11 protein-coding genes are annotated in these 13127 nt (G+C 64.4%); 5 read left to right on the forward strand and 6 right to left on the reverse strand.

Annotation, left to right across the window (positions count from 1 at the left end):
* Positions 1–3 precede the first annotated feature (3 nt).
* Positions 4–1017 carry an AraC family transcriptional regulator gene (locus MYCSP_RS03165; RefSeq protein WP_083017959.1) on the reverse strand — a complete coding sequence of 338 codons (1014 nt, stop codon included), beginning with the start codon at positions 1015–1017 and terminating at the stop codon, positions 4–6.
* Positions 1018–1225: 208 nt separating this feature from the next.
* Complete coding sequence (locus MYCSP_RS03170) at positions 1226–1693, reverse strand: MarR family winged helix-turn-helix transcriptional regulator (protein ID WP_083017961.1); 468 nt, start codon at positions 1691–1693, stop codon at positions 1226–1228.
* Between the two features lie 94 nt (positions 1694–1787).
* Here MYCSP_RS03170 and MYCSP_RS03175 point away from each other — a divergent pair, with 94 nt between their 5' ends.
* The gene (locus MYCSP_RS03175) at positions 1788–2666 is read left to right on the forward strand and encodes an SDR family NAD(P)-dependent oxidoreductase (protein WP_407661684.1); all 879 of its coding nucleotides are present in this window, start codon (positions 1788–1790) and stop codon (positions 2664–2666) included.
* Here the strand turns inward: MYCSP_RS03175 and MYCSP_RS03180 are convergent.
* Positions 2652–3623, reverse strand: a complete 972-nt coding sequence (locus MYCSP_RS03180) for an NAD-dependent epimerase/dehydratase family protein (protein ID WP_088413156.1) — start codon at positions 3621–3623, stop codon at positions 2652–2654. The genes MYCSP_RS03175 and MYCSP_RS03180 overlap by 15 nt on opposite strands.
* Positions 3624–3779: 156 nt before the next feature.
* Here MYCSP_RS03180 and MYCSP_RS03185 point away from each other — a divergent pair, with 156 nt between their 5' ends.
* Genes MYCSP_RS03185 through MYCSP_RS03200 form a run of 4 tightly spaced genes read left to right on the forward strand, consistent with a single transcriptional unit; the run spans position 3780 to position 8975 of the window.
* A complete protein-coding gene (locus MYCSP_RS03185) occupies positions 3780–5357 on the forward strand; it encodes an ABC transporter substrate-binding protein (protein WP_088413157.1) in 1578 nt (525 codons plus the stop codon).
* Positions 5354–6379 carry an ABC transporter permease gene (locus MYCSP_RS03190; protein ID WP_070913138.1) on the forward strand — a complete coding sequence of 342 codons (1026 nt, stop codon included), beginning with the start codon at positions 5354–5356 and terminating at the stop codon, positions 6377–6379. Before MYCSP_RS03185 ends, MYCSP_RS03190 begins: the two co-directional genes overlap by 4 nt.
* A complete protein-coding gene (locus MYCSP_RS03195) occupies positions 6379–7320 on the forward strand; it encodes an ABC transporter permease (RefSeq protein WP_088413158.1) in 942 nt (313 codons plus the stop codon). The genes MYCSP_RS03190 and MYCSP_RS03195 overlap by 1 nt, the downstream gene beginning before the upstream one ends.
* Positions 7317–8975: an ABC transporter ATP-binding protein gene (locus MYCSP_RS03200; RefSeq protein WP_088413159.1), complete on the forward strand. Its 1659-nt coding sequence runs from the start codon at positions 7317–7319 to the stop codon at positions 8973–8975. Before MYCSP_RS03195 ends, MYCSP_RS03200 begins: the two co-directional genes overlap by 4 nt.
* A 57-nt stretch (positions 8976–9032) precedes the next feature.
* Here MYCSP_RS03200 and MYCSP_RS03205 read toward each other — a convergent pair whose 3' ends face one another.
* From MYCSP_RS03205 to MYCSP_RS03215, 3 genes are all read right to left on the reverse strand, one after another.
* Positions 9033–10874: an esterase/lipase family protein gene (locus MYCSP_RS03205; RefSeq protein WP_088413160.1), complete on the reverse strand. Its 1842-nt coding sequence runs from the start codon at positions 10872–10874 to the stop codon at positions 9033–9035.
* A gap of 123 nt (positions 10875–10997) precedes the next feature.
* Complete coding sequence (locus MYCSP_RS03210; protein WP_088413161.1) at positions 10998–12410, reverse strand: amidase; 1413 nt, start codon at positions 12408–12410, stop codon at positions 10998–11000.
* Positions 12407–12976: a TetR/AcrR family transcriptional regulator gene (locus MYCSP_RS03215; protein ID WP_162266305.1), complete on the reverse strand. Its 570-nt coding sequence runs from the start codon at positions 12974–12976 to the stop codon at positions 12407–12409. Before MYCSP_RS03215 ends, MYCSP_RS03210 begins: the two co-directional genes overlap by 4 nt.
* Positions 12977–13127: the final 151 nt, after the last annotated feature.

A 13127-nucleotide genomic window follows, 5' to 3' on the forward strand; every position in this document is an offset into this window, starting at 1 on the left:
GAATTACTTGACCGAACGCGCATCGTTTCGGTATTGCGCCGGGGAGGCGCCGGTCCAGCGCCGGAACGCGCGGGTGAATGCACTGACTTCGGAGAAGCCAAGGCGGGCCGATATATCCGTGAGCGTCTCGGTCCCGATCTTGAGACTTTTGATGGCTTCGTCGCGCAGGGTTGTATCGCGGATCTCGCGCACCGATGTGCCGAACTCGGTGCGCAGTGTGCGCTGTAGTGAAGACGGAGTCATGCTCAGAGTCCGAGCGATCTCGTCGACCGATGGGATCTGCTGCCCAACAGCTGATTTGATGATCCTACCGATTCGATCTGGCAGTTGGTGGTCGTAGCGTCCCGAGCCGAAGATGATCTCTTCCGGCCGATCGCGGATCGTCGTGATTTCTTCCTCGGAACGCAGGATCGGCGCGTCCAGATGCTCGGCATCGAAAACCAAACTCAATGTGTCGCAGCCATATTCCGCAGGGGCCTTGAACATCGGGTGGTAGTCGGAGGCGCCGTCCGGCCTGGGGTGCGGAAAGCAGACGTGGTGGGCGCGGATCCGGCGCATTGTCGCCCAGCTCATTCCCCGTATTGCGAGGGCCAACAGCCACTCGGTGACGGTGATGTCGGTTATCTGCAGGTATGAGAGATCGATGGCCACCGTGGCCAGGTCACCGCTCCTGGTGACGGTCATGGTGGGGACCACTGGAATCGCATCCCGAAAGGCGGTCGATCGCACGATGGCAGCGTCGATGTTGCCGCAGGAGGCCAGGCTGAACAGGAGGACTTGAGTGGTGCCGAGGGGGATCGGCACACCGCTCACCCCGAAGGACTCGTCCTCTATGCGGGAGAATATGTCGTGTACGAGAATCCTGAGCTGCTCGACGGAGATCTGGGTGAGTTCTCCGGCGAGGAAGCGCGGTGAGATCCCTGCCGCGACGAGCATTTCGGCGGCATCCCAACCCTGCTCGCGCGTCAAGTCGAGGGCCGCAGTGCCCCATCGGGCAGGGATCGACCACTCTCTCACAGCACCTCCTGTAGCAAGATTCCAGCAAGTGATCTTGGTACAGAACGTTGCCAGTTTCAACTATTAGCGCCGAGAAAGTATCGCGTGGCGGCCATGGCCGCGTGGACAGCGCCACCTGTGCGCACGGCCGGCCGGTCTCATTGTTCAGATTGGCAATGACTGGATCTGTCGATTTTCTTGACCGAATCGCGCACTGCCCGTGCTGGTCTCACCGGACCCGATACCGGGGTACGTCAATTCCGCGTGCCCGCAACGATTCCGATACCTTGCCCAGTAGTCGCAAGAGCTCGGCCTGCTCTTTCGTGCCCAGGTCGTCGAAAAGCGAGGCCGAGGCCAGCTCGGACGGCCCGAGCTGGTCCTGTGCGACTTGTGAGCCGGCGTCGGTGATTTCAACGCAGGTGATCCGGCGATCGCGCGCATGGGGGGTGCGCCGAACCAGCCCTTCTCTTTCGAGTCCATCGATCAGCACCGTCATGTTCCGCGGTGACATCCCCAGGTAGTCGCCGAGTTCGCTCATCCCAATGGGGTCGGTGCGGGTGGACAGGCCGACGAGCACTGTCGCGCGTGGCACGGTCATGCCTCCGCCGGTCGGGATGTTCGACTGGGTCCACTGCGTCGCCGCTTTCGACACCTTGAGCAGGGCGAAGAGGAGTTCTCGTGTTGTTGTGCTTGACATGGCCAATCTTAACAATTGATAATATTACGGACGGTAAGTTATCCACTAATCATAAACCTCAAGGGAGACCGTTGTGCCCCAATCCACCATCGTCATGACCGGCGCAACTGCCGGGCTTGGCGCGCATGCCGCCAAACTCCTTGCCGAACGGCCTGATACGCGACTGATCGTCGGTGCGAGGGGGGCCGGCCGCGATGTCCCAGGTGCCTTGGTGCTACCGCTGGACCTGGCCTCGTTGGACAGCGTCAGGGAGTTCGCCCAAGAAGTCAGGCGCGAACTTGGCGACGCCCCGATCGATGTGTTGGTGCTCAACGCGGGGATACAGTTCCGGGATACCAACCACCGGACGGTCGACGGCTTCGAGACCACCTTCGCGGTCAATCATCTGGCGCACTATCTGTTGGCCCGGTTGCTGTTGCCCAGCCTTGCCGACGGCGGCCGTCTGCTGATCACCACGAGCGATACCCATGACCCGGCGATCATCCCGTTCGGCCCGCGCTCACTGGATCCGGAGAGCCTGGCCTACCCCAGACCGGGTAGCGGCTTGGCGGGTATTCGGGCGTACGCCTCGTCCAAGTTGTGCAATCTGTTGACTGCGCGATCCTTTGCGAGGTCGGATGAGGTCACCCGCCGTGGCATCGACGTGGTCGCCTACAACCCCGGACTGACGTTGGGAACGAACCTCGTGGGGGATTCGACGTCCGCACAGGCGATCACCGGGGCATTGCGGCCGGTGCTGCGGCTGGCCTCGACGGTGCGGCCGGCGTTCTATCCCGGACGCGTCGAAACCGCGGGAAAGGCCTTGGCAGATCTGTCGATTGGCGCGGCGACGCTGCCGGAGGGACGCCTGTACGCGTCACTTGTCAAGGGGCAGCTGACCTTCCCGGACCCCGCGCCATTGGCCCGCGATGACGGCGCCGCCGCGGGGCTGTGGCACGTGAGTGCCGAGATGGTTGGGCTAGAGGCGTCCTGAGGCGACGAAGAAGTCGACGAGCTCGGTGACAGTGGTCTCGATCGGGCGTGGGTCGTAGCCCAGCTCGGTACGGGCCTTGGTGATGTCCGCGGTGGGGGACACCGTCAGCTTGTTGAAGGCGGCGCGGCTCAACGCATCGTTCTTGAGCAGCTTGCCGATGGGCTCGATGATCGGAATGGCCGCGTTGAGAAGCCCCATCGGCAACGCGAACAGCGGGCCGCGCTTGCCGACATGCTGTGCGGCCAGACGGCACACCTGCAGGAGGCTGCCCATGTGTCCGCCGAGGAGGTAGTTCTCCCCGGTGCGTCCCTTCTCGCCGGCCAGGTACAGCCCGGTCGCGACATCGCGGGCATCCACCAGGTCGTACTCACTGTTGACCATCGCGGGTAGCCGGCCACGCGCACTGTCGAACAGCAGTTGGTTGATGCGCGACAGGTTGGGCAGATCCACTGGGCCGTACACGCCGGTGGGATTGCCGATGACGGCATCGAGGCCCGACTCGATGGTCTCGCGCACGGCTACCTCGCCACCCCACTTGGAGCGTTGGTAGACGGGCAGGTCGGCACCTGTCGAGCGGGGCGAGTTCTCGTCGAGGGTCGCCACGCTGTTGGAGTAGGAGTCGATCGAACTGCAATGCACCATGCGGCGGGCACCGACCGCCAGGGCGGCCTGGGCAACCGTGCGGGCACCCTCGGTGTTGATGCGCCAGCACAGCTCATCCTCGTGCTTGAGGGTGATGACGGCCACCAAGTGGTAGACGACCTCGACGCCGTCGAGGGCCTTGGTCATCGAGTTCAGGTCGAGTACATCGCCGGAAACCCAGGTCACGGCCTCGCGGGTCTCCGGTGCACTGGGCACCGCGCGGTCGATGGCGACGACTTCGTGCCCGTTGTCCACCAGCAGATTGACTAGGTTGGTACCAATGAAGCCGGCGGCTCCGGTGACGGCAGTCTTCATTCTTTGTCCCTCATATGGCTCAGGTGTGGAGACCGCCGGGCATTCGCACGGACGGCGACATCCCGACCAACCTACCTAACGCTCGCTTGGTCGGCCTTGTGACATCTATTGCATCGCATCCCAGCAGGGTGGGGCAAGTGTTGCCATACTCTTCGGATGCGCAAACTGGCGACGGTCACTTTGGTGCTGCTCGTCGCCGGATGTGGGGTCGGGCGGCCACCTGGAGCCGTGGATGGCGAGTACCTCACGGTCGGCACCACCGACCGCGTGTCCACCCTCGATCCGGCGGGGGCCTACGACAACGGGTCGTTCCAGGTCGAGAACCAGGTTTACCCCTTCCTGATGAACTTCACGCCGGGGACCGGGGACCTCAAACCCGATCTGGCCGCGTCGTGCGGATTCAAGAACCCCACGCTCTACAGCTGCACCCTCAAGCCCGGCTCGGTATTCGCCAACGGGCACAAGCTCACCTCCTCGGATGTGAAGTTCTCGTATGACCGCGAGCGCGTCATCAACGATCCCAACGGGCCACAATCCTTGTTGGTGAACCTCGATCGCATCGAGACGCCCGACGATCTGACCGTCGACTTCCGGCTGAAGCTCCCCAACGACCAGACCTTTCCTCAGGTGCTGGCCACCAACGCCGGGCCCATCATCGACGAAGAGGTCTTTCCGCCCGATCGGCTGCTCGACGACGATGCGATCGCCAAGGCCGAGCCCTTCGCGGGTCCGTACACGATCACCTCTCACAGCAAGAATCAACTGATCGGCCTGCGGACCAACCCCCGATACGTGGGCGGACTGGGCAAGCCGCAGTGGGACCTGATCGGCATCAAGTACTACACCGGCGGTGAAAACCTCAAGATCGACATCGAGAATCGGGCCATCGACGTGGCTTACCGCAGCCTCTCGCCCAACGACATCGAGACGCTGCGGGTCAACCCGCGCCTCGCCGTGCACGAGGGTCCCGGCGGGGAGCTTCGGTACATCGTTTTCAATCTCAAGACCATGCCGGGTGGCACGGACGCGCAGAAACTCGCGATCCGCAAGGCCATCTCGTCACTGGTTGACCGTGAGGCGTTGTCCCGCAATGTATACAAGGGGATATACACGCCGGCCTACTCGGTGGTGCCCGATTCGATGCCGGGTGCCGTGGAGTCCTTCAAGAGCCTGTACGGAGCCAAGCCCGATGTCGATTTGGCTCGAAAATTCCTGGCGGAAGCCAATATCGCATTGCCGGTCCAGATCAACCTGCAATACAACCCGGACCACTACGGCGCGAACTCATCGGAGGAATACGCGGCCGTCAAGGGGCAGCTCGAATCTTCCGGCCTGTTCTCGGTGGATTTGCAGTCCACCGAGTGGGTCGCCTACCAAGAGCGCCGGTCATCGGACTCCTACCCCGTGTATCAGTTCGGCTGGTTCCCCGATTTCCCCGACCCGGACAACTATCTGACCCCGTTTTTCATGCCCGACAACATGGTGGTGAACCATTTCTCCAACGACACGATCACCCGTCTCATCACCGCGGAGACCACCGAACCGGACCGCGCCAAGCGATTGGGCATCATCGGACAGATCCAGGATCTGATGGCGCGCGACTACATTTCGACGCTGCCGCTGCTCACCGGAAAGCAAATCGCGGTGTCCGTGAAGAACGTCGAGGGGATCGAGCTGGGGCCCTCGTTCAAGTTCCAATTCACGCCGCTGAGGAAGACAGGCGGCAGTGCATGAGCACTACGCTGCTGCGCTACCTCGGAGTGCGCCTGGCACTCATCATCCCGACCGCGTGGATCCTGATGACACTGGTGTTCGTGCTCATGCGCGGTATCGGCGACCCGATCACCGCCCAGGCCGGAGGCCGGCTCACCCCGGCGGAGATCGCCAAACGCAAGGCCGAAGCCGGATTCGACCGTCCGATCTGGACGCAGTACTGGGAGTACCTGACCGGAGTGCTGCGCGGTGACTTCGGGCAGACGCTCACGGACAAGCGCTCGATCACCGACATCATCGTCGTCAACGGCGCCGCCACCCTGGAACTCGCGGTCGGCGCCATCCTGGTGGCGCTGCTGGTGGGAATCCCATTGGGACGGCTGGCCGCAACGCACCGCGACAAGCTGACCGACGTGTCCCTGCGGCTGGCTGCGGTCTTCTTCTATGCGGCACCGGTGTTCTTCGTCGCGATCCTGCTCAAGCTGTTCTTCTCGGTGAAACTGGGATGGTTGCCCGCCTCGGGGCGCAGCACCGTGGGAACCGAGATCGCGCTGGACGCCATGCCGCACCGCACCCACCTGCTGTTGGTGGACACGGTGTTGTACGGCAACAGCGCCTATTTCGTGGACGCGCTCAAGCATCTGGTCCTGCCGGTGCTGGCTCTCGGGCTGTTGACGGCCGGGGTGTTCCTGCGGCTGGTGCGGGTCAACTTGTTGCAGACGCTGCGCGCGGGCTACGTGGATGCGGCCCGTGCCCGAGGGCTGCCGGAGAGGGTCGTCGTGGGGCGGCACGCCTTCCGAAACTCGCTGGTGCCGGTGGTGACGGTGATGGGCATGCAGATCGCGATGCTGCTCGCCGGGGCGGTGCTGACCGAGACGGCCTTCGAATGGAACGGACTGGGTTCACAGCTCGCGCACTATCTTTCGGCTCGCGACTTCGTCGCGGTGCAAGGCATCGTCACCGTGATCGCCATCATCGTCGCGGTGATGAGTTTCGTGATCGACGTGGTGGTCGCGTTCATCGACCCGAGGGTGAGGTTCTGATGACAACACCGGTCAGGGGGTCCGTGAGTCGCCGATTGCGCGGGCTGCCGGGTGCGGGCCTGCTGCGTTCCACCCATGGACTGCAACGGTTCACGCTGGTGGCCGGGCTGGTCCTCGTCATCGGGTTCATTTTCGTCGCGGTACTTGCCCCCGTCTTGGCCCCGTACGGCTTCTCGCAAACCACCTCGGACGGTGCCGATTTCGTGCGGCAGCAGGCGCCGTCCTGGCAGCACTGGTTTGGCACCTCGGTGCGCGGCGAAGATGTGCTCTCGCGCGTGCTGTTCGGTGCGCGGACCGCGCTGTTGGTCATCGTGACCTCGCTGGTGGTCTCCCTGCCGGTGGGAGTGGTGCTGGGCCTGACCTCCGGGTACCTGGGTGGCTGGCTGGACCGCATATTGGTGTTGGTGACGGACGCGCTGTACGCCATGCCTTCGCTGCTGTTGGCGATCGTGGTGTCCATCGCGGTCACCGGAGGGCAATCCAGTACCGGCGGAGGCATTCTCGCGGCAGCCATCGCCATCATGGCCGTGTTCGTGCCGCAGTACTTCCGGGTGGTGCGCAATGCCACCGTGGGTGTCAAGCAGGAGCCGTACGTCGATGCCGCCCGGGTGACCGGTGCCAGCACCTCACGAATCCTGTTCCGGCACATCCTGTCGAATGTCACGTCCTCGCTGCCGGTCATCGTCACCCTCAACGGTGCCGAGGCGATTCTGACTCTGGCGGGCCTGGGCTTCCTGGGCTTCGGCATCGAACCCACGCAGGCCGCCGAGTGGGGATATGACCTGAACAAGGCCTTATCGGATGTGGCCAACGGTATTTGGTGGACGGGAGTGTTTCCGGGCACGGCCATCGTGTTGGTGGTGCTGGGCATGACGCTGGTGGGCGAGAGTCTCAACGAAGTCATCAACCCACTGCTGCGGACCCGGCGAGGTGACGCATGAGCGAGACGCACGTGCCTGCCGCGTTGTCGTTCGAGTCACTGTCGGTGACATTCAGTACCGACAGCGGACCGGTGGCGGCGGTCGAAGACGTGTCGTTCGACGTGAAACCGGGCGAGGTGCTGGCCGTCGTCGGGGAGTCTGGTTCGGGCAAGTCGGTGTCCTCACGCACCGCGATCCGGCTGCTTCCGGAGACCGCGCGTATCACCGGTTCGGTCCTGCTCGGCGGTCGGGACGTCACCAAGCTGTCGGGTCGCGAGCTGACGGCCATGCGCGGCAAGGACATCGCGATGGTGTTCCAGGAGCCCGGAGCGGCGCTGGATCCACTGTTCACGATCGGGTACCAGGTAAGCGAAGCCGTGCGTGCGCACTCGGAGATGAGCCGTAGCCAGGCCCGCGCCCGGGTCATCGAATTGCTCAAGCTCGTGCAGCTGCCCGACCCGGAGCGCCGTTACGACTGCTATCCGCATCAACTGTCCGGCGGCCAGAAACAGCGCGTGGTCATCGCGATCGCCATCGCCTGCGACCCGAGGGTCATCATCGCCGACGAACCGACCACTGCGCTGGACGTCACCGTGCAGGCCGAAATACTGGAACTGCTGCGCGATCTGCGCGACCGTCTAGGCAGTGCCATCGTGCTCATCACCCACAACATGGGGGTCGTCGCCGATATCGCCGATCGCGTGGTCGTCATGAGACACGGCAAGGTCGTCGAGATAGCACCAGTGGAAAGGCTGTTCGCCGAGCCGGCCGAGCAGTACACCCGAGCGTTGTTGGATGCCGTCCCGCACCTGGGTCAGGGTGACCCAGAACACGCGGCGGCGGACGCGGGACCCGCGGAGCCCGTGCTGGAGGTGTCCAACCTTGTCGTGGAGTTCCCGGGCCTGTTGGGTCGTTCCTCCTTCCGGGCGGTGGACGATGTGAGCTTCAGCATCGGCCGGGGTAAAACCCTTGGACTGGTGGGGGAGTCCGGCTCCGGAAAGTCGACCATCGGCAGGTGTGTGGCCGCGTTGCAGCAACCCGCCTCGGGATCGGTGCGGATGCTCGGGCACGAGCTCGTCGGGATGAGTCAACGCAAGCTTCGCCCGCTGCGTGCCCAATTCGGGTTCGTCTTCCAGGACCCGGCCACCTCGCTGAATCCCAAGATGCGCGTGGGCGACTGCATCGCCGAGCCCATGCGGGTGCACCGATACGGCGATCAACACAAGATCCTCGCCCGCGTCGCGGAGTTGATCGATGCGGTGCAACTTCCGGCCGGCACCGAAAACCGCTATCCACACGAGCTTTCGGGCGGTCAGCGGCAGCGTGCCAATCTGGCCCGCGCGCTGGCGCTGGGCCCGGACCTGCTGGTCGCGGACGAACCCACCAGTGCCCTGGACGTGTCGGTGCAGGCGGCGGTGCTGGACCTGTTCGAGGAGCTACAGCGCCAGTGGCAATTCGCCTGCCTGTTCATCAGCCACGATCTGGCCGTGGTGGACCGGCTGGCCGATGAGGTCGCGGTGCTGCGCCATGGAGTCCTCGAAGAGCTGGGGCCGCGGGGTCAGATCCTGCACAACCCGTCCACCCAGTACACCCGCACACTGGTCGCCGCGGTACCGGTGCCGGACCCGGTGGAGCAGCGCAGGCGGCAGCGCGATCGTTCCTCAACGCCGAGATGACATCTATGCGGGAGTCGACCGGCGATTGACCCGCGCCAATGTCATCTCGGCACAGGGCTAGGAGTCGCCGCCGGTGTGCTCGTGCGCCGCCCCTGCGACGGATTTCGTGTGATCGCGGGAGGGCGAGCCGGAACCGCTGTCCGAATGTCCCGTCTTGCTCTCTCCTGCCTTGCCTTCACCTGCCCCGGTGGTCGAGCTGGGACCGTGTGGGGCAGAAGACGATTGTCCACCAAGGCTGCTCGACGAACCGGTGGAGGTGGAATTGCCATTGACGGTCTTGGTCGCGTTGCCGCCGGTGAGGCCATTGGCGCCGATGCCGATCTTCGGTGTGATGTCAGGGGTCTTGGGCGCCGTGGGCTTCTTGTCGGCCTCGGGCTTGTTCGCCGGCTCTTTTATCTTCGTCTCACCGGCAACCGGTGGCGGGGATTTCTTGGTACTTGGCTTCTGTTCGGTGGGGGTGTTGGCCACCGTCACACCGTGGGTTTCGCTGATCGTGACCGATTGGCCGTTGCGTTTCACGGTGACATCGCGCCCCGCGACCTCCAGGGTCGCCCCGGACGGGGTGGTAGCCGTGGTGCCGGTCGGTGCCTGGCCGGTTGATGCGCGAGATGGCTTGGCAGCGTTCTGTTTTGCAGGTGTGGGCCGGCCGTCGATGGTCGCGACGACTTTGCCGCCCTCGGACACGGTTGTCGTGTCGCCGTCCCTGGTGAGCGTCGTGCCGGGATTGGCCTTCACCTGATCGGCGGAACGCTGTGCCGATTGGCTGGACTTGAGATAACGAGTCACCGCCGAGATGACTTCTCCGGTGTTCAGGCCGTGGTCGACCACCCCGTCGCGCGGTACGCCGGGCAGCGAATGGGCTTCGATATTGACCGCGGTGGAACCCGGTGCCGCGGTGATGAATTGAGCCTTGTAGGGGGTGGCGACGATATCGTCTTTGGTGCTCACCACCAGGTAGTCGACACCGGGCTTGGTGTCGGGCAGCTTGTTCAGCTTGTCGAGGAAGCGGCTGCCCACGGTTTGTTGTGACAGGGACGGCCAGGCCAGTGTTCCGGCGGCCGAGTAGATCGCGTCCTTGACGGGTTTCCAGCCGTTGATGTTGACCGAATTGCCCACCGGACCAATGACGTCAGCCAGCCCGCTGAAGGTGGTGCCATGGGTGGACGGTGCCAACTGCACCACATTGGCCACTCTGTCGGACTTGTCCTGTGCCACGAAATTCTTGATCAACAGGCCGCCCTGGGAATGACCCACGAGGTCGACCTTGCCCGCGCCGGTTCGGTCCAGGACCGTCGCCACTTCGTCCGCGAGCTGCTGGGTGGATACCTCGACATCACCGAAGCCGCGCAGGCCGATCTTCTGCCCGATCGACCCGACGAGGCCCTGAAATCCCGTCTGGCCGTATTCGAAGGTGAAGGCCTTCATGCCCGCATCGTGCAGGCTGGTCGTCATCGCGTCCCAGTACTTCTGATTCTCGGCAGTGCCGTGCACCAGCACGACCGGAATGCTGTCGGGTGTCGGCTTATCGGCTTGGGAAGGTGCCGTGAGGGATTCGGACTGGATCACCGCATCGAGGCCTTGGCCGTTGACGCCCGGATTCAGCGAGACGGTAGACCGCTTGGTGATCGTCAAAACCGGTGAGGAATCGGATTCGCCATGTTCGGCTCCCAGTGGTGTCGAACTCGACGTCAGCGATATGAAACCGGACTCCACCGTCAACGTAATGGGAGTCGACGGGAGGTTGCGCGGGATCGCGCGCAGTGTGGCGGGCGCTGTGTCCGTGACGACCAATGACGCGACCAGGCACGTGGCCAAGAGGGCGCGCAGGCCGGCGGCACGCGGGTGGTGTGAAGCCGGATTCCGCAAGATATCGCTCGCTCGGTGCGACGCCGTCGGCATGCGAATGACGGTAGGGGCTGGACCGGTGGATCGCATGTCGAGAGTACGAATTTTGTTGCAACACTGATGATTTGTGACCGGCATCACGGTCGCTGATGGTGCGTGGGCCCCGTGAAGTAGCGACTAGCCCAGCATTGAGAAGGGTTGTGCTTCCTCGATTTCCAGGGCCAGCTCGAGTAGCGTCCGTTCGCTGCCCCGTGGGCCGCTGAACATCACCCCGATGGGCAGGCCATCGGGATCTGAGCCGAGCGGAAGCGATATCGCCGGAGCGCCGGAGGCATTGTGTACCGGGGTGAATCCCACGTACGAGCTGAGTTTGTCCAGCAGCACGTCCGCATCCTGGTCCGGGCTGAGGTAGCCGATCCGCGGTGTGGTGTGGGTGAGTACCGGCGTCAGCACGGCGTCGATACCGAGGAATCCGCGTTCATACACCCGGGCGGACGCAGCCAGGCGCGCCAAGAACAGCGGCGTACGGTACGACCGCCTGACGAACCTGCGGCTGAGCCCGATCGTCAGCGGGTCCAGCCGGGTGGCATCGAACCCGTCGAACAACCGGGGGCCGCCCTTGGCGACGGCGAAGGCCAAGAAGGACCAGTAGTCCTCGAAGTCGACCTTGAATGAGGGCAGCACCGCCGGTGTGTACGGCTCGATGGTGTGGCCAAGGGACTCAAGTAATTCCGCAGCGGAGTTCACCGCCTGCCGGGTCGCGGTGTCGGTGGCCGGGGTGAAGGGAGAGTCCATGCACAGGCCGACGCGCAGCCGTCGCTGTACCGGGCGGTCCACATGGCCGATCGGGGTGAGCTTCGGATTGCGGTAGTGCAGTTCGGCCGCTTCGAAGAAGCGCGCGCAGTCCCGGACGCTGCGTACCAAGACTCCGTCGGCGACGATCTTCACGGGTGCCGCGCCGCTCGACGGATCACCCAAAAGTCTTCCGCGACTGGGCTTGAGACCCACGAGTCCGCAGGCTGCTGCTGGGATCCGGATGGAACCGCCGCCGTCGTTACCGTGTGCGATGGGCACCACGCCGGCGGCGACCAGTGCGGCTGAGCCACCCGAGGAGCCGCCGGCCGAGAAGTCCGTGTGCCATGGATTGCGGGTGACCGACCCACCCGAACGCTCGGTGCTGGCCGACCAGCCGTACTCGGGCATGGTGGTCGACGCGATGGGCACGACTCCCGTGCTGAGGAATTGTCGGGTGAACGGTCCGTCCACCGTCTGCAGCGTCGGTGAGATCGCGGCGGAGCCTTCGGTCAGTGGCATTCCCGCGACATGGATGTTGCACTTCGTCGCGGTGGGTACTCCGCGGAATGCACTGGGGGTCCCGGCGGGATCCTCGGCTGCCGCCGCGCGCTCCCGTGCACGCGGAAAGTCCTTGAACTCCACCGCGTTGAGTGACGGGTTGGCGCGCTCCAGACGCACGATGGCGGCCTCGGCGCATTCGGCGGCCGTCACCTCGCCGGAGGCGATCCGTTCAGCCACGCCGGTGGCATCCAAGTCGCCCAGGGCGTCCTCGGTGAATGCGTGGACGCGGGTCATGTGTGACCTCCCAGGTAGGCGACGATCGCGTTGGTCAGCCCTCGGCGGGCCTCCTGCAGATCCGAGTAGGTACCCAACTGCTTTTCCGAGACGAGTCCCCGCATCGCACCCGGGATGAAGGCCGCGACCTCGCGCACCCGGACGGGATCGACGTCCAAGCCGTCGAACGCCTGCTGGCAGGCTCGTGCCCAACGATGTTTCCATGAGGCCAGCTCGGCTGCGGTCTGGGGGTACAGCCGCTCAAGCTCCTGGGATTCGTGGGGCAGGGCTCGGCGCAGGTTCTCGATGGCCCGCGAGTCCGGTGACGTCAATCCGCTGTAGAGAGTTTCGACGATCGCGCTCACCCTGGCCTGCAGGGAGGCGTCCGGATCGGTGGGCCCCTTCTTCCAGGGCTGGTCGCCGCGTCGCTCCGCGGTGCGCTGCAGTACCGCCGCCCATAGTCCGTCGATGTCATCGAACTGGTACTTCACGGCGCCCCAGGTGGCACCGCATTCTTTGGCGATCTTGTTCGCCGACACCGCTGCCGGATCGCCCGAGGCAAGTACACGCAAGGCGGCGTCGAGCATGCCCTCGCGGGTGGCCAGGCCACGGCGATTCGCCCGTCGCCCCGCGGCCACCGCCTCGCTCATCTACACGATGCTAGCGGGCGAAAGTTTTTCATAGAAGTCTCTGTGAAAAATGCCGACGGTGGATTAGGGTCACCCGCGTAAGGAGGTT

This window comes from Mycobacteroides saopaulense (assembly GCF_001456355.1).
Classification (GTDB): Bacteria; Actinomycetota; Actinomycetes; order Mycobacteriales; family Mycobacteriaceae; genus Mycobacterium; species Mycobacterium saopaulense.

Excerpts from the sequence above, each read along its gene's own strand:
- MYCSP_RS03170 (WP_083017961.1), bottom strand. The coding sequence starts at position 1,693 with ATGTCAAGCACAACAACACGAGAACTCCTCTTCGCCCTGCTCAAGGTG.
- MYCSP_RS03175 (WP_407661684.1), top strand. The coding sequence starts at position 1,788 with ATGACCGGCGCAACTGCCGGGCTTGGCGCGCATGCCGCCAAACTCCTT.
- MYCSP_RS03180 (WP_088413156.1), bottom strand. The coding sequence starts at position 3,623 with ATGAAGACTGCCGTCACCGGAGCCGCCGGCTTCATTGGTACCAACCTA.
- MYCSP_RS03185 (WP_088413157.1), top strand. The coding sequence starts at position 3,780 with ATGCGCAAACTGGCGACGGTCACTTTGGTGCTGCTCGTCGCCGGATGT.
- MYCSP_RS03190 (WP_070913138.1), top strand. The coding sequence starts at position 5,354 with ATGAGCACTACGCTGCTGCGCTACCTCGGAGTGCGCCTGGCACTCATC.
- MYCSP_RS03195 (WP_088413158.1), top strand. The coding sequence starts at position 6,379 with ATGACAACACCGGTCAGGGGGTCCGTGAGTCGCCGATTGCGCGGGCTG.
- MYCSP_RS03200 (WP_088413159.1), top strand. The coding sequence starts at position 7,317 with ATGAGCGAGACGCACGTGCCTGCCGCGTTGTCGTTCGAGTCACTGTCG.
- MYCSP_RS03205 (WP_088413160.1), bottom strand. The coding sequence starts at position 10,874 with ATGCCGACGGCGTCGCACCGAGCGAGCGATATCTTGCGGAATCCGGCT.
- MYCSP_RS03210 (WP_088413161.1), bottom strand. The coding sequence starts at position 12,410 with ATGACCCGCGTCCACGCATTCACCGAGGACGCCCTGGGCGACTTGGAT.
- MYCSP_RS03215 (WP_162266305.1), bottom strand. The coding sequence starts at position 12,976 with ATGCTCGACGCCGCCTTGCGTGTACTTGCCTCGGGCGATCCGGCAGCG.